Genomic DNA, 15,848 nt, shown 5'->3' with positions numbered 1-15,848 from the left:
CCGTTCACCCTCTCAGGTCGGCTACGCATCGTCGCCTTGGTGAGCCGTTACCCCACCAACTAGCTAATGCGCCGCAGGCCCATCCGTAAGTGACAGATTGCTCCGCCTTTCCCAAGCTCCCCATGCGAGGAACTTGCGTATCCGGTATTAGCTACCGTTTCCGGTAGTTATCCCAGTCTTACGGGCAGGTTGCCTACGTGTTACTCACCCGTCCGCCGCTAAGTCAATCAGGAGCAAGCTCCCGATTAACTCCGCTCGACTTGCATGTATTAGGCACGCCGCCAGCGTTCGTCCTGAGCCAGGATCAAACTCTCCAATAAAGTGTTTGACTTGCTCATTGAAACAAACTGACGAGATTTAAAATCTCATTGTATTACTCACTCGTTGTTCAGTTTTCAAAGATCAAACCATCTGTATTTCGTTATCGCTTCGTTTCAGCAGCGACCTTTATAATATATCACGCTGCCCATTCTTTAGTCAAGGACTTTTTGATTGTCATCATCTGGAAGACCTTGTCCAGCTTGTCCTGCCGGAGAAGCGAATTATAATGTACCATAGATGATCTGGCCGAGTCAACCGTCAAATCATAGTTAATTTAAGTCCCACCAACAGGGCGACACCAGGCAAGCCAAGCACGACTACTGTGCTTAAAGTGACCGGATTCAACGGAATGTACACTTCGGTTATTAACCCGGAGAAATTGATCACATAAATGCCCAGCGCCGCCAGTACGATATGGAGCCCGAACCGCGACAGCCAAACCAATCCGAGTTTACGCGAGAACAAAATGTATAACAGCAGCGCCAGCGACATGACAAGGATGCCGATCAGCACAAGCTTCATCTTTTTCCCCTCCTATATGAAATGTTCATGAGCCTTCCCCATAATAGGACCCGTTCCGAAAAGCATCCCAATCCACCTGCGCCTGCTTAGCCGCCTTGAGTTGGATTTGGTACCTTCGCTCTGCCGCCTCCAAGGTATAGATCGCTACATCTACCTCATCGTGCCCTACCGCTTCCTGAAAAGCGATCCGTGCTCGTTCCCACTCCCTCAGCGCATTGATCACTTCCGCATACAATTCCCGTTTGTAATCCATCGCCTCGTTTCCGCGAGCCTGGTTTAAGCGGCCTTCGCCCCAGCGTTTCAATATCTTCAAGCTTGATCGCCTCCCCATCCGGTTTATTTCATGTGTATCGGGGAGAGGACAAACTTAGAACCGTGACGGTCAGAAAACAAAAAGAACTTCAGGCCCCAAGCGAAAGCCCGGACCTAAAGTTCTTCAGTACCAAACGATAAGTAAAAATCTAATTTAGTTCTCGGCGCCCTTCCAGCGCCTTGGATAACGTCACTTCATCCGCGTACTCCAGGTCGCCGCCAACCGGCAGCCCATGAGCGATTCGGGTGACGCGAATATCGAAGGGCTTCACGAGACGAGAAATATACATGGCCGTCGCCTCCCCTTCGATGTTCGGATTGGTCGCCAAAATCAGCTCTTTCACCCGCTCGTCGCTCAACCGGTTTAGCAGCTCCTTGAGCCGAATATCATCCGGTCCCAAGCCTTCCATCGGCGAAATTGCCCCCTGCAGCACATGATAGTATCCATCGAATTCCTTCGTCCGCTCCATCGCCACCAAATCTCTGGATTCCTGTACGACACAAATGACGGATGCGTCACGGGTCTTATCCTGACATATCCGGCAAGGATCCGTATCCGTGATGTTGCAGCAGACGGAGCAATAATGAAGGTTACGCTTCACGCTAACCAGCGCTTTAGCGAAATCGATGACGTCATCTTCCTTCATGCGTAGCACGTGAAAAGCTAGTCTCGCCGCCGTCTTCGGCCCAATACCGGGCAAATGGGTAAATGCATCGATCAGCTTCGCGATCGGTTCGGGATAATACAATGGGGCCTTCTCCTTCAGTTTGTAAAATTAGAATAGGCCTGGAATTTTCATTCCGCCCGTAAACTTGCCCATGTCCTGGTTTGCCAACTCTTCGGCTTTCGTCAAAGCGTCATTCACTGCAGTAAGCACCAAATCTTGCAGCATTTCCACGTCGTCCGGATCCACCGCTTCTGGTTTAATGGTAAGTGCCAGTACCTTCTTATGACCATTCACCTCTACGGTTACCACGCCGCCGCCCGCGGTGCCTTCTACCGTTTTGCTGGCGAGTTCCTCCTGTGCTTTGAGCATTTGCTCCTGCATTTTTTTCACTTGCTTCATCATTTGGTTCATATTGTTCACGCTCGTTCACTTCTCCTTTAATTGGTCTGCATGTACATCATGCGATATATAGAAAAAACATAACCACGATTTTACGGTCTATACCTGGCCGATGGTTAGTTATTCCTTGATAACGACCAGGTCATCCCCGAAGATACTTAACGCTTCGTCCACCCAAGGTTCTTTCCCAGACCCGCCATCCTCTGGCAGAGGCTCCAGTTCGAGCGGTTCGCCGCCGGGCCGTTCTCCAGCACCTTGCAACGCATCGGTCCAATCCTTCAGCATCATGGTCACCAAATGGTACGGTTTGCCCAATTGGCGTTCCATTACCGTTTCAATGACCTGCTTATTGGCTGGCTTCTCCGTAGTCTCACGGTGGATATCGTTTTTGAACGCGACTAACACATTCTCCTCCGAAACCGATACGGGCTCGCCATTTACAAACCAGGCATGGATTGTAATCTTGGCGTCCTTGACAGCCTGAAGTACTTGGTTCCATTTTTGCTGGATATCCAGAAATTCCGGGCTATTGCGCGCAGCGAGATAATGATCCATCCCGGCTGGGATTTTTGCCTTCGAGGCCACACGTGGAGCGGCACTCCGCGAAGGCCGACTTCCTCCGGCCGCTGAACCTCCTGAGGCATTGACTCCTGCGGCAAGCCCGCCCTGCAGCGCCCGTTCCAGTTTCGCTTCCAATTCGCCAAGCTGACGCCGGAGCTGATGGACCTCGGATGCATCGGCAGACGCTCCTGTGCCGCGAGCCCCCGTCGGCTGCTCTTCGGCGCCCTCTCCTCCAAACGTACAGATCTTCAGCAAAGCGACCTCAAACAGCGTTTGTGGTTGGACCGCGTATTTCATTTCCGTCTGATAGTGATTTAACGTATCGATGATGCGGAATAACTGCGATTTTGTAAAAGCTTCAGCAATCTCCGCAAAATCCTGCGGATCCAACACGCGCTCCGTCAACTTGTCCGCCTGCGGTACCATTTTGACCATCAACAAATCGCGGAAATAGTATAGAAGGTTCTCCATACACTTATCCGCGCTTTTACCTTCCTGCATAAAGCCGTCGATCATCTGCAACATCCCGCCGATGTCACCGGCCAGCAAGGTTTTGGCCAGCTCTGCAAACTGCCGAGAGGCGATGCCGCCGGTCATGTCCAGCACCTGTTGGTACGAGACCTTACGACCCGAGAATGATGCGATCTGATCCAATACGCTTAACGCATCGCGCATCCCGCCGTCAGACAATCTGGCGATATAATCGATCGCTTCCTTCTCCGCTTCGATGCCCTCTTGTTCGCAGATCATCCGCAGTCGTTCACTTTGTTCTTCCAGTGATACCCGGCGGAAATCAAAGCGCTGACAACGCGAGATGACGGTTGCCGGCAAACGGTGCGGTTCGGTAGTCGCTAATATAAACATCACATGCGGAGGCGGTTCCTCCAATGTTTTTAGCAGCGCGTTGAAAGCTTCCGTGGTCAGCATGTGGACTTCATCGATAATATAAACCTTCTGCCGCACTTCCGTAGGGGCATATTTGACTTTCTCCCGCAGGTCGCGGATTTCCTCAACCCCCCGGTTGGAAGCGGCGTCAATCTCAAGTACGTCCATGACGGCGCCAGCTGTAATCCTCCGGCACGCATCGCATTCATTACACGGTTCAGCTGCAGGACCCTTTTCGCAGTTTACGGCTTTGGCCAAAATCTTCGCGGCACTGGTCTTCCCGGTTCCCCGCGGACCGCTGAACAGATAGGCATGCGACAGCCGCTGTTCGCGGATCGCATTCTGCAACGTGCGGATGATATGCTGCTGCCCCACCATGTCTTGAAACGACTGCGGCCGCCAAGCCCGGTACAGCGCAATATGCTCCATTATGCGGCACCTCTTTCTTTCCTCAAACGACGGTTGTCGTTTCCTTATTATACTATAGCCTTTTGGTCTATGTACAAAAAAACACCCCTGTCCGCAGACAAAGATGTATTTCTTATCGTATATTCACCGTGCACCTGTTATTGATCATTGCGATCCGAGCGGCACCTTTACGGCATGACTCGGGACAGGCTGCCCTCCGGCACAGGAGTAATACTGCTTATGGCTGCTTCCTTCCGGACCTGACCAGGTTCGCAGGTACTCCTTGCGGAGGACCCGTCCGTCAACATCTGCCGTAAAGACCGGCCTCACATCGACAAGACCTCTAACAGGACTTCAACCTCGCTACAGCGGATTGCGAGTTACAGGGCACCGCTACCTCCCCATCTAGCACGGTGAAACTAAGTATATCTTATGCCTGTACAAATTGCAACCGGAGGGAAGAAGTTGGCTGAGGTGCCTTGTCTATGCCTTGGCTGTCACTGATTTATGCCTTACCTCTCCATGCAACTCTAGCTTTATTTTGATATATTAATAGAATAAGAGAACATAAGAGAGGAGAAACACATGAAACCTATCGGGAAAATCTTGCTGGCCACTACCCTTTTGGCTGGAGGCCTGTTCGGAATGCAGCCTTCTCACTCTGAGGCGGCGTCATCCGTACGGATTCTGCTGGACGGATATCCGTTGGCCTTTTCTGGCGAACCTATGATCGTGAGTGGCACGACGCTGGTTCCGTTCCGCTCCATATCCGAAGCGCTCGGGATTACCGTCACTTGGAATCAGGCCTCTAAAACGATCACCGCTGTCAAAGGTACAGGAGCCGAAGCAATCCATGTGCAACTAACGCTGAACAGCAAAACGGCGAAGGTGAACAACGCTTCCATCCCATTGGCGGTTGCCCCTCGGTCCGTAGGCGGCAATACGCTGATTCCGCTCAGCTTCTTCAGTCAGCAGTTCGGAGCTCAGGTTGGATGGGACCAAACATCCAAGACCGTATCCATCGCCTCTCCGCAGGAGCGGATGTATACGCTGGGCTTCTACGCCATTTCCTCCTACTCGGACGTAGGAGCGGTTCCTGGTCTGGACGCCGTTGCTTTCGGCTGGAGTCGCATCGATGAGAATGGGCAGTTCACGCAAACCGGCGATGTCTTCCGACTACCGCAGTCCGCTGGCGATGTAACCCCGGACAGTCTCGTGAATGACGCAGCTGCCGCTCGAACCTTGCCTTATTTGATGGTCTACTCCAGCGACGTGAAAGGGGAGCTAACCCGGATCATTGAAGATCCTGCCCTGCGCCAGCAGGCGATCACCGACATGGTCAGTGCGGCGACAGAGAAAGCATTCCAAGGCATCATGCTTGATTTCGAAGGGCTCGGCTTAACGACGGACAAAGCGACTACGCGTCAAGCTTTTAACGCCTTCGTGAAGGAATTGTCTAAGCAAGCTCGGGCAGCCGGCCTCAAGTTGTCCTTGGCCCTCCACCCATTGAATTCGTCTTATCAGGGCTATGACTATAAGACCCTGGGGGCGCTGGCGGACGAAATCGTGATCATGGCTTACGATTACCTCCCGGGAGACAACAGCGGTCGGCCGCAGCCGGTGGATAAAGTAGATGAAGCGATACGTTTGGCCCTAAAAGAGACCAGCGCCAGCAAACTGATCCTCGGGCTCAACCTGGACAGCGAGGACCAAACGACCGTCAAGACGCTGACCGGTCTGGCGAAACGTTATGATCTGAAGGGCATCGCTTTATGGCGGCTGGGTATCATCAAGAGTGAGGAGTGGACCAGCCTCAAGCAAAGCGTGGAGTTTAAGAAATAATGGCTTGTTGAATAAGCAGGTTGGATCGAGGGCTGACAGATGTCGGTTATCGTCTCCGACCTGTTTTTATTTGATACGCGCCTCATCTCGACAGTCTGAAATGTAAAAGTGCAGTTTATTTCGCCAAATCGGCATATAGTTGCCGTTTCAAATGCAAAAGTACAGTCTAATTTCGCCTGTTGCTGCGAGTTTTCCAATTAACAGCCTTTTTGAACTGCACTTTTACATTCCAACAAGCAAAATATTCAATTTTAGCTCGAATCAACTGCACTTTTACACTTGGCGATTGGCATCGAGCGGTATTAGGAGTCCGTCGGGGTCGATGGGGCACTTCTCCGTCTACCAATTAAACGCATCCCAATCCCGCCGTACCACGTCATACATCAACACCCGGCCCGAATTCCCGCTGGAATGCGCATGCAGCCAGCCTTGCTGGCACAACTGCTGTAAATACCGCACCGCAGTCCGATGATTTACGCCAAGCTGCCTTTCTACGTCCTTCGGGCGAATAGATTTTCCTATTTGCACTGCTTGCAGCAACGTAGACTTCAACGCGATCTTAGCCAGATCACATTGTCCAGATACCTCAAACCGACTCATTAACATCCGAAGCAGCATAATGCAAATTTCAGGCTGTCGCTCCACATCGTCATAAGACAAAGAAATCACCCGGTAACCCAGAGCTTGCTGAAAAATTTCTCTGTTCAACTCCCGGCTATACATCGTGCGATCCATGTCGCGAACATGCGGTCCGAATCCTTTGATCTCAATGACGAGCTTCACGACTTCCGTTAACCAAGCGAAGTCCGCAAAATATGGCCGCCCCCGCCAATCCGCGATTTCATACTCCGGATGCAGGTTATCCAGACTCCCACGCAAAGGCCACCATACATTTCGTAAAAACAGCTGCTCGCCATGCCCATGCCCTCGATCCAAACGGTCTTTTCGTTCGCGGGAACGACGGTTGCGATGCGTGTCCAACCACAACCGATGCACCTGATCAAACTCCATATGTACGCCGCCTCCCTAAAACCGAACTTATATAATCACGTCAGTAAATAAGAAAAAAACGCCTCCGCCCATCATCAGATAGGCAAAGACGTTCTTCGTCATTTCGCTTGTGTAAGGGTATCTTAGATACCGTATTTCTTTTTGAATCTATCCACACGTCCACCAGCATCCAGGAATTTCTGCTTCCCTGTGAAGAATGGATGGCAGTTGGAGCAAATTTCAACGCGCAGGTCTTGTTTTACGGAACCTGTTTCGAACGTGTTGCCGCAAGCGCAAGTTACCGTAGTCACGTGATATTTCGGTTGAACTGCTTCTTTCATCACTTTCACCTCTTTCCGCCCTGAGCCTCAGTCGTGCCCAGAGTTGTAATGACACACAATCGCATTATAGCACGGGCCAACCTTTCACGCAATTGCCTGTTTTATCCTCGCACTTTGACCCGGGCCAATTCAGCCGGCGGTACATGCGTGTACGATCCGATCACAACATCCGGAAGCTCCTCCTGAAAAATCTCGATCGCCTGCTTCATGCCGAGAATCTCGCCCTTCGCCTTCGGAATCAACTCCAGATAGCTTTCAGGGTCGATGTTCAGGTTGCGCAGCTGAATCAGCTTTATCTTGCTGCGACGAGCAAATTCAATCATCGCTTCCACTTCTTCCTCACGGTCTGTTACCCCGGGGAAGATCAGATAGTTGATTGAGGTATATACCCCTTGATCCGCAGCATACTTCAACGACTTCTCTACATTCGCCAATGTATAGCCACGTGGTTTGTAGTAGGCGTTGTAATGATCATCCAGCGCGCTGATCGTACTAACTCGCATCAAATCCAAGCCCGCATCGACGATCCCGCGAATATGATCGGATAACCCCGCGTTGGTATTGATATTAATATACCCCATATCGGTCCGGCGTCTGACTTCGCGAATCGACTCAATGATGAGCTTGGCCTGCGTGGACGGTTCCCCTTCACAGCCTTGGCCGAAGCTGATGATCGACTCCGGCGTGGTCAAATGCTCCATCATGATCTCCACCAGCTCTTCAACGCGCGGACGGAAGTTCATGCGCGTCTGCGGGGAGACGAATCCGCTATCGTCCGGCTGTTCAGAAATGCAACCGAAGCAACCCGCGTTACAGGAATAGGAGACAGGGACCGCCCCTTCCCAGCGATTCAGAAACGTATTGGAAGCCGTTAGACACTCATAACCCAACGCGCAGTTGGATAAATGCTCGTATAGCCGATTCTCCGGATAACGGGAAGTATAGGTTTTCACTTGATTCTTCAGTTCAAGAGGATCGCAATTCATCGGATTCCACTTCTCGGGGTCGTCTGACAAGCGCGCCGTCACATATAACTGACCGTCTTTCCAGACAACCGCGGAATATCCGAACAAAGGGAGTTTATAATCCTTGTCGGTCTTCACATACCCCGGCAGACAAAGACGGGTATAGCCTTGCGGAAGCAAAGCTCCAACCGCCTGGACATTCCCGGGGAGCGGCTTCATTTCGCCAGTCTCCGGATCCATGCCGATCGGCCGGGTGGATGGTAAACCCACCAACGTCGCCCCTTCCGGAAGTGGAATCAGCTCATCCTCCATGATCTCCACGATCATATCCGCGCTGCGGGCTAAACCGTATAGCGAAGAGTGATCATAAACCTGTCCTTGTTCATCTGCATACACTAAGTACATGTTGTTCTCCTCTTTGTATTCATCGCGGAAGCAATGCTTCCCGATACACTTTTAGACTGTGGAATTATGCGGGGTCCCGGCGTTCGAAGAAGTCGAACTAGTCCGCGCAGAGGCGGAGCTTGATGAACGAACCGGACGACGTGCTCCGCCGTTACCGCCACCCGAAGGCGTGTTGCCGGAAACGTCAAAAGATGCCAGGAATTCAGCGTTGGTCTTGCAGTCACGCAGTTTCTTCAGGAACCCTTCGACAAAGTCGTAAGAGTCGTTCATATTCTTGCGAATCGACCAGATCGTATCCAGTTCTTCCTTGCTGAGCAGCACTTCCTCGCGGCGCGTGCCGGAGCGACGAATGTCGATGGCCGGGAAAATCCGGCGTTCCGCCAGCTTTCGATCCAGGTGCAGCTCCATGTTGCCGGTGCCTTTAAATTCTTCATAAATAATATCGTCCATCCGAGAACCGGTATCCACCAAAGCCGTTGCCAAAATCGTCAAGCTGCCGCCCTCTTCCACATTCCGGGCTGAACCAAAGAAACGCTTGGGACGATGGAAGGCAGCCGGATCGATCCCCCCGCTCAGCGTCCGCCCTGACGGTGGAACAACCAAGTTATAGGCGCGGGCAAGACGCGTAATGCTATCCAGCAAAATAACGACGTCCTTCTTGTGCTCCACCAATCGCAAAGCGCGCTGCAACACAAGTTCCGCAACTTTGATATGGTTCTCCGGCAGCTCGTCGAACGTAGAAGCAATCACTTCACCTTTGACGGAGCGCTGCATATCCGTTACTTCTTCCGGACGTTCATCAATCAACAATACGAATAACTCAATTTCGGGATTGTTGGTGGAGATGCTGTTGGCGATTTCCTTAAGCAGCAAGGTCTTCCCTGCTTTCGGCGGCGCCACGATCAAGCCACGCTGGCCAAGTCCGACCGGGGCAAGCAAATCCATAATACGAGTGGATAAGTGATTTGGGGAAGTTTCGAGCGCTAATTTGGTCTGCGGATATAATGGAGTCAACGCTGGGAAATGCAGACGTTCGGCCGCGATAGCCGGATTCTCGCCGTTAACGGCGTTCACTTGCAGGAGGCCAAAGTACCTTTCATTTTCTTTAGGCGTTCGGCATTTCCCGGAAACGAGATCCCCGGTACGCAGATCAAACTTGCGGATTTGCGAAGCGGAAATATAAATATCTTCCGTACTAGGCAAATAATTAATCGGTCTTAGGAATCCGTACCCTTCCGGCAAAATCTCGAGCACGCCTTCCATAAACATCAGACCGCTTTGTTCAGCCTGTGCCCTTAAAATAGCGAAAATCAATTCTTTCTTCTTTAATTGGCCGTAATAAGGGATCTGATACTGCTTCGCCAGCTTGTACAGCTCGGTAAGCTTCATCCCTTCCAGATCGGCGATTTGAAGATCCATATTAAAATAACCACCTATTCAATTTTATTGAAATCTATGAAGTCATGGCATAATGATAGACTTATTCGCCTAGTATGCCCTATCTTTGGCAACTTATGCGACGGAGAGGAAAGTTATTCTTCCGTTTCTCGCCAAACATCCGCGCCTAAAGCGCGCAAATTCGGAACCAGATGGTCATAACCCCGATCAATCAGCTCCACGCCGAAAACCTCGGTAATTCCCTCTGGAACAGTTAATCCGGCTACAACCAGCGCCGCCCCGGCACGCAAATCCGCCGCTTTGACCTTGGCTGCATTAAGCGGTCCGCCTTCAATGATGGCCGAACGGCCTTCCACGCGGATTTTCGCCCCCATCCGCACCAGCTCCGGCACATGCTTAAACCGGTTGCTGTACACAAAATCGCTAAGTACGCTGATCCCCTTCGCCTGGGTGAGCAGACTCGTCATCGGCGACTGTATATCCGTAGGAAACCCGGGATAGACTAACGCCTTGACATCGACATGATGGTAGTCTGGGCGTCCGATCACTCGAATGCTCTCATCAAGCTCTTCAACTTGGGCACCCATTTCCAGCAGTTTTGCCGTCAACGCCTCCAAGTGTTTAGGAATTACGCCATCGATTAAGACATCGCCCCGCGTCGCCGCGGCAGCTATCATATAAGTCCCCGCCTGGATCCGGTCGGGAATAATGGAATGGCGGCAGCCTTTCAGCTCGCTAACACCCTCTATCCGGATCGTCTCCGTGCCGGCCCCTTTAATCACGGCCCCCATGGAATTTAACAAAGTGGCCACATCTATAATTTCAGGCTCTTTCGCCGCATTTTCGATAATTGTAGCGCCTTTGGCTCTTGTCGCCGCCAGCATAATATTAATTGTCGCTCCAACGCTGCTGACGTCCAGGTAAACCTTCGCGCCATGCAGCTCTTTCGCATGCAAATGAATGGCTCCGTGCTCATTGGTTACGGTCGCCCCTAATGCTTCAAACCCTTTGATATGCTGATCAATCGGACGAGGCTCAAAGTTACATCCTCCCGGCAAGCCGATCGTAGCTTCTTTGAAACGCCCTAACATAGCCCCCATCATATAATAGGAAGCCCGTAACTTCTTTACCGGCCCATTGGGCATCGGAATCGAACGAATATGGGTGGGATCGATGCGCATTTGACTACCATCCCACATGACGCGAGCACCCAGCTCCTCCAAAATCTCCGAGTATACCGCCACGTCGCTCAAAATCGGCAAGTTATCCAGAACCACTTCGGATTCTGCCAAGATCGCAGCCGGAATTAGCGCGATTGCGCTGTTTTTTGCACCGCTGATCGAAACGCTTCCGCTCAGCGGACGTCCGCCACGGATCATTAATTTCTCCATAAGTCCAGGATCCCCCTACGTATTTGCGTCGGTACACAAGCCCATGATTTTTAGCGGCAGAAATGGAAAGACACCGTCTAAGCGGTGTACTCTCCAAGTCACCTTATTCAGCTGGACGGTCCAATCCCTTGTCCGCCCTATGGTTTGCGCCGCCCCCATCCTAGCGGAGTACGGCGCAAACGCTTGGCGTTGATCCTTAAGCCTTGTTGTTGGAACCAAACTCGCGGATTTTACCAACCACCGTAGACTTGATCGCGTCGCGACCAGGAACGATGTATTTACGTGGATCGTAAGCGTCTGGTTTAGCAGCCAATACATCACGAACCGCTTTGGTGAACGCAATTTGGTTCTCTGTGTTCACGTTGATTTTGGAAGTACCCAGCGAAATCGCTTTGGTGATATCATGCGTTGGAATGCCTGTCCCGCCATGAAGCACAAGCGGAAGCTTAACGGCATCGCGGATTTGTTCCATTTCTTTGAAGCCGAGGTTCGGCTCGCCGTGGTAAGGACCATGCACGGAGCCCAAAGCAGGTGCCAGGGTATCGATGCCGGTTTCTTTGACGATACGAACGCACTCGTCCAGGTTAGCGTATTGGATGCCGCCGATGACATCGTCTTCTTGACCGCCGACCGTGCCAACTTCAGCTTCAACCGAAACGCCTTTGGCATGAGCGTATTCAACAACTTGCTTCGTCATGGCGATGTTCTCGTCGATCGGATGATGGGATCCGTCGATCATAACGGAAGTAAAGCCAGCGTCGATCGCTTCTTTACATTTATCAAAGCTCGAACCGTGGTCGAGGTGAATTGCAACGGGTACTGTAATTTTCATGTCATGCAGCAAGCCTTCCACCATTTTAACAACGGTGTAGAAACCGCCCATATGGCGGGCAGCGCCTTCAGAAACGCCCAGAATTACCGGGGATTTCTCTTCTTCAGCTGCAGCCAGAATGGCTTGCGTCCATTCCAGGTTGTTGATGTTGTACTGGCCTACGGCATATTTGCCGGCAAGGGCTTTGTTCAACATGTCAGTCATCGATACTAATGGCATGGGTTTCAATCCTCCTAAGGATGTGGGATTTTATCTTATTTAGCCGACATTCACACACTTTCTTATTATACCACAACCTGTCAAAAATACTATTCATGCTTTCCTTTCGTTTGTGAACGCCTTGTGCTTATTTATTCCAGAAAAAGAGACCTTCTTTAGGAGACCGCGTGATTCCACGCCGCTCTTCTAAAGAAGGCCTTCTTTTCATCGCGGTCCGCCTAAAGGCGAGCTCCGCCCTTAAGCTGCATGTTGACCGCTGCGCGCATTTCATCAATGTCGAAGGGTTTCGTAAAATGCATCAGAGCTCCAAGATCTGTGGCTTCCTTGATCATATCGAGCTCGCCGTAGGCCGTCATCATGATGACCTTGATCTCCGGATTGGCCTCCTTGATATGTTTAAGGATTTCCAAACCATCCATGCCCGGGATTTTCATGTCGAGAAGCACCAAATCCGGCGAGTCGCTGCGGACGATTTCCAAAGCCATTTTGCCGTTGGCCGCCTGAAACGTTTTATACCCTTCGCTGCTGAACACTTCCATCAATAAAATGCGGATTCCGTTCTGATCGTCGACAATTAACACTTTCTTCTCTTCCACCGAAAAGCCCTCCTACAAGTCCACCCTGTAATCCTGGTCATACCTAAATACTTCGCTCCCGATTTGCAAAACCCTTCTCCACTGGAAAAAAGAGCCTTAAAAAATCAGTTGACCCATAATTGACAGAGTGTCCCCGGGCTGGCACTTGCGGTCAATCCGTGTTTAGGACAAATGCGCGATGGAGGCCTTCACGAACTCGCGGAACAGCGGCTGCGGACGGTTTGGCCGAGAAGTGAACTCTGGATGGAATTGCACCGCCAGGAACCAAGGATGGTCCGGAAGCTCCACGATTTCCACCAACCGCCCATCCGGCGAGGTTCCGGAAATACGCAAGCCGACGCGTTCCAGCGTCTCGCGATACGTATTGTTGAACTCATACCGATGACGATGGCGCTCGTACACCAGCTCGTCGTCATAACATTGCATGGCGAGCGATCCCGGTGCTAGCTTACAAGGATACAATCCCAGCCGCATCGTACCGCCGAGATCCTCGATATCCTTCTGCTCTGGCAACAGGTCGATCACCGGATATTCGGTGGACGGATTGATTTCCGAGCTGTTGGCGCCTTGAAGCCCAGCCAACGAACGAGCAGACTCGATCACGGCCACCTGCATCCCCAGGCAAATGCCAAAAAACGGAATCTTGTTTTCGCGGGCGTAACGGATCGTCGTAATTTTGCCCTCGATGCCGCGGTCGCCGAAGCCACCCGGAACGAGAATCCCGCCTACACCTTGCAGCAGCTCAGCCACGTTCTCGTCCGTTACTTCCTCCGCGTTCACCCAACGGACCTTCACGTCCGCATTGGCGTCAAAGCCGGCGTGGGACAACGATTCCACCACGCTAAGATAAGCGTCATGCAGCGCCACGTATTTACCGACGATGGCGATTTCCACCGTTTTCTCCAGCTTGTTGATCCGCTCTACGAGACCTTCCCATTCGCGCATATCCGGAGCCGGCGTCGTCAGTTTAAGGTGGTTAACGACAATCTCGTCGAGCCCTTCGTCGCGCAGGTTGAGCGGCACTTCGTACAGCGTGTCTGCGTCGCGGCATTCCACAACGGCGCTAGGATCAACGTCGCAGAACTGGGCGATTTTCCCCTTGATATCGTCCGAAAGCTCATGCTCCGTACGGCAGACAATGACGTTCGGCTGAATCCCGATGCTGCGCAGCTCCTTGACGCTGTGCTGGGTCGGCTTGGTTTTCACTTCGCCGGCGGCTTTGATATATGGAATCAGCGTCACGTGAATATACATCACGTTCTCGCGTCCGATGTCACTCTTGATTTGGCGAATCGCTTCCAGGAACGGCAAGCTTTCGATATCACCGACGGTCCCGCCGATTTCGGTGATGACGACGTCCGAGCCTGCTTCACGTCCGGCGCGGAAGACACGCTCTTTAATCTCGTTCGTAATATGGGGGATGACTTGAACCGTTCCGCCGAGATACTCGCCCCGACGTTCCTTGCCGATGACCGAGGAATAAATTTTCCCCGTGGTCACATTGCTGTTCTTCGAAAGATTAATATCGATAAAACGTTCATAATGGCCCAGATCCAAATCGGTCTCAGCGCCATCGTCCGTGACGAATACTTCCCCGTGCTGATACGGGCTCATCGTGCCCGGATCGACGTTGATGTATGGATCGAATTTCTGGATCGTTACCTTCAAACCCCTGTTCTTAAGCAGCCTTCCCAGCGAAGCCGCCGTAATGCCCTTCCCCAGTGAGGATACGACCCCGCCTGTCACGAAAATGTATTTTGCCACAGCCTAAAACCTCCTAAAGTAGTACGTGTTCATGAAAATGGGATCCCAGAAATCCAGGCAACTTAGATCATTAGCGTAACCTATTATCCGGTAAAACATAGCCAAAAAGGCTATAAAAAAACAAAAAAAGTGACACCCGAATAGGTCGGGGCACTTTCAAAAAAATGCATATGTTATAGGTTTGAATCATAAGCCCATGCAATAGTTTACCCGTTACCCCTGTTCGTGTCAAGTCAAGTCGAGAGGCATTCTCTGAACAAAATAAGACATAAAAAAGGACGGCTCAGGCCGTCCTCCAATTTGGTGCTCATAACTGCGAGTTCTCCGTCCAGAGGCAAATTAATCCTCGTCGCTGTCCTCGAAATCCTCCTCAGCGTCGAGTTCTTCCTCTTCTTCGGCGAGTTCATCCTCGTCCTCGAGTTCCTCGTCAGGCAGCAATTCCTCGTCTTCAACTTCTTCCACGTCGTCATCGTCGTCATCCGGGAACAGCTCGTCTTCGGTGTCCTCGTCGATCGCATCGTAATCCTCTTCGTCGTCGGAAACGTACGTATCTTCTTCTTCCACAAAATCATCGTCCAGATCATCGTCGTCGTCATTGATGATGCGCGGACGTTTGGAATTGCCGACCGGATCTTCCGAACGCTCGATTGGATACCAGCGCTTCAAGCCCCACAGGTTGGTGCCGACGCAGGCAAACCGTCCATCGATATTTATTTCCGTATAAAGCTGCGCAATCGCTCCGTTAATTTGCTCTTCCGTCATTCCGCGAAGCTGAGCAACCTCATTCATAAGGTCGCGGTAATAGTACGGCGTATTTGCCGCTTTCAAGATCATAAAGGCCAAATCGACCATCGGGATTTCTTGGACCTTCTCCGGGTCGATTTTCAAATTCAAAGGGGTACTCACGTTACGGACACTTCCTCTCACGCAAATAGTTCACTATAAAGTAAAGATGAAACCTTCTCCTTAAGGCCGGTTTCCTTCACTAACATATCCATATCACACAATAGTAAAACCTATTTGGACCCA

The 15,848-nt window shown here is 51.5% G+C and carries 15 protein-coding genes, 1 rRNA gene and 1 other RNA gene (1 of these 17 cut by a window edge); 1 reads left to right on the top strand and 16 read right to left on the bottom strand.

Going from position 1 to position 15,848, the window contains the following annotated elements; genetic code table 11:
* The 7 genes from MKZ15_RS00720 to ffs form a co-directional block, all read right to left on the bottom strand.
* Window positions 1-320 (bottom strand): 16S ribosomal RNA (locus tag MKZ15_RS00720); it reaches 1,233 nt to the left of the window's first position.
* Between the two features lie 259 nt (window positions 321-579).
* On the bottom strand, window positions 580-843 hold the full coding sequence (locus tag MKZ15_RS00715) for a pro-sigmaK processing inhibitor BofA family protein (RefSeq protein ID WP_339819040.1): 264 nt from the start codon (window positions 841-843) through the stop codon (window positions 580-582).
* A gap of 25 nt (window positions 844-868) precedes the next feature.
* Entirely contained in the window at window positions 869-1,156 is a 288-nt protein-coding gene (locus MKZ15_RS00710) for a DUF2508 family protein (RefSeq protein ID WP_155608691.1), read from the bottom strand.
* Between the two features lie 148 nt (window positions 1,157-1,304).
* Window positions 1,305-1,904, bottom strand: a complete 600-nt coding sequence (recR, locus tag MKZ15_RS00705; protein ID WP_155608690.1) for a recombination mediator RecR — start codon at window positions 1,902-1,904, stop codon at window positions 1,305-1,307.
* Window positions 1,905-1,931: 27 nt separating this feature from the next.
* Window positions 1,932-2,243 (bottom strand): YbaB/EbfC family nucleoid-associated protein, encoded by a 312-nt coding sequence (locus MKZ15_RS00700; RefSeq protein ID WP_193418760.1) that lies wholly within the window; start codon window positions 2,241-2,243, stop codon window positions 1,932-1,934.
* Between the two features lie 99 nt (window positions 2,244-2,342).
* Window positions 2,343-4,097 carry a DNA polymerase III subunit gamma/tau gene (gene dnaX, locus MKZ15_RS00695; protein WP_339819038.1) on the bottom strand — a complete coding sequence of 585 codons (1,755 nt, stop codon included), beginning with the start codon at window positions 4,095-4,097 and terminating at the stop codon, window positions 2,343-2,345.
* Between the two features lie 126 nt (window positions 4,098-4,223).
* Window positions 4,224-4,490, bottom strand: an RNA gene (ffs, locus tag MKZ15_RS00690) — signal recognition particle sRNA large type.
* Window positions 4,491-4,661: 171 nt separating this feature from the next.
* On the opposite strand from ffs, the gene MKZ15_RS00685 reads away from it, so the two are divergent.
* Window positions 4,662-5,918, top strand: a complete 1,257-nt coding sequence (locus MKZ15_RS00685; RefSeq protein ID WP_213624154.1) for a stalk domain-containing protein — start codon at window positions 4,662-4,664, stop codon at window positions 5,916-5,918.
* A gap of 339 nt (window positions 5,919-6,257) precedes the next feature.
* Here MKZ15_RS00685 and MKZ15_RS00680 read toward each other — a convergent pair whose 3' ends face one another.
* From MKZ15_RS00680 to rpoE, 9 genes are all read right to left on the bottom strand, one after another.
* Window positions 6,258-6,929 carry a hypothetical protein gene (locus MKZ15_RS00680; protein WP_339819035.1) on the bottom strand — a complete coding sequence of 224 codons (672 nt, stop codon included), beginning with the start codon at window positions 6,927-6,929 and terminating at the stop codon, window positions 6,258-6,260.
* Window positions 6,930-7,051: 122 nt separating this feature from the next.
* Complete coding sequence (rpmE, locus tag MKZ15_RS00675; protein WP_155608687.1) at window positions 7,052-7,249, bottom strand: 50S ribosomal protein L31; 198 nt, start codon at window positions 7,247-7,249, stop codon at window positions 7,052-7,054.
* Window positions 7,250-7,350: 101 nt separating this feature from the next.
* Window positions 7,351-8,619, bottom strand: a complete 1,269-nt coding sequence (locus MKZ15_RS00670) for a radical SAM protein (RefSeq protein ID WP_339819032.1) — start codon at window positions 8,617-8,619, stop codon at window positions 7,351-7,353.
* A gap of 51 nt (window positions 8,620-8,670) precedes the next feature.
* The gene (gene rho, locus MKZ15_RS00665; protein WP_193418749.1) at window positions 8,671-10,038 is read right to left on the bottom strand and encodes a transcription termination factor Rho; all 1,368 of its coding nucleotides are present in this window, start codon (window positions 10,036-10,038) and stop codon (window positions 8,671-8,673) included.
* A gap of 113 nt (window positions 10,039-10,151) precedes the next feature.
* Window positions 10,152-11,408, bottom strand: a complete 1,257-nt coding sequence (locus MKZ15_RS00660; RefSeq protein ID WP_155608684.1) for a UDP-N-acetylglucosamine 1-carboxyvinyltransferase — start codon at window positions 11,406-11,408, stop codon at window positions 10,152-10,154.
* A gap of 196 nt (window positions 11,409-11,604) precedes the next feature.
* Window positions 11,605-12,459 (bottom strand): class II fructose-1,6-bisphosphate aldolase, encoded by an 855-nt coding sequence (gene fba, locus MKZ15_RS00655; protein WP_155608683.1) that lies wholly within the window; start codon window positions 12,457-12,459, stop codon window positions 11,605-11,607.
* A 218-nt stretch (window positions 12,460-12,677) separates the two neighbouring features.
* Window positions 12,678-13,055, bottom strand: a complete 378-nt coding sequence (locus MKZ15_RS00650; protein WP_059040443.1) for a response regulator — start codon at window positions 13,053-13,055, stop codon at window positions 12,678-12,680.
* A 162-nt stretch (window positions 13,056-13,217) separates the two neighbouring features.
* Window positions 13,218-14,819 (bottom strand): CTP synthase, encoded by a 1,602-nt coding sequence (locus MKZ15_RS00645; protein WP_193418747.1) that lies wholly within the window; start codon window positions 14,817-14,819, stop codon window positions 13,218-13,220.
* A 339-nt stretch (window positions 14,820-15,158) separates the two neighbouring features.
* Window positions 15,159-15,725 (bottom strand): DNA-directed RNA polymerase subunit delta, encoded by a 567-nt coding sequence (gene rpoE / locus MKZ15_RS00640; RefSeq protein WP_193418745.1) that lies wholly within the window; start codon window positions 15,723-15,725, stop codon window positions 15,159-15,161.
* Window positions 15,726-15,848 lie beyond the last annotated feature (123 nt).

Origin of the sequence: Paenibacillus sp. FSL R7-0216, assembly GCF_037969915.1 — a bacterium.
Classification (GTDB): Bacteria; Bacillota; Bacilli; order Paenibacillales; family Paenibacillaceae; genus Fontibacillus; species Fontibacillus rhizolycopersici.
Note: the sequence above shows the minus strand (reverse complement) of the source record. Positions and strands in the feature narration are given on the sequence as shown.

What these genes read in the sequence shown, in the direction of transcription:
- MKZ15_RS00680 (WP_339819035.1), bottom strand. Translation starts at nt 6,929, where the DNA reads ATGGAGTTTGATCAGGTGCATCGGTTGTGGTTGGACACGCATCGCAAC.
- MKZ15_RS00670 (WP_339819032.1), bottom strand. Translation starts at nt 8,619, where the DNA reads ATGTACTTAGTGTATGCAGATGAACAAGGACAGGTTTATGATCACTCT.
- MKZ15_RS00715 (WP_339819040.1), bottom strand. Translation starts at nt 843, where the DNA reads ATGAAGCTTGTGCTGATCGGCATCCTTGTCATGTCGCTGGCGCTGCTG.
- fba (WP_155608683.1), bottom strand. Translation starts at nt 12,459, where the DNA reads ATGCCATTAGTATCGATGACTGACATGTTGAACAAAGCCCTTGCCGGC.
- rho (WP_193418749.1), bottom strand. Translation starts at nt 10,038, where the DNA reads ATGGATCTTCAAATCGCCGATCTGGAAGGGATGAAGCTTACCGAGCTG.
- MKZ15_RS00685 (WP_213624154.1), top strand. Translation starts at nt 4,662, where the DNA reads ATGAAACCTATCGGGAAAATCTTGCTGGCCACTACCCTTTTGGCTGGA.
- rpmE (WP_155608687.1), bottom strand. Translation starts at nt 7,249, where the DNA reads ATGAAAGAAGCAGTTCAACCGAAATATCACGTGACTACGGTAACTTGC.
- MKZ15_RS00660 (WP_155608684.1), bottom strand. Translation starts at nt 11,408, where the DNA reads ATGGAGAAATTAATGATCCGTGGCGGACGTCCGCTGAGCGGAAGCGTT.
- dnaX (WP_339819038.1), bottom strand. Translation starts at nt 4,097, where the DNA reads ATGGAGCATATTGCGCTGTACCGGGCTTGGCGGCCGCAGTCGTTTCAA.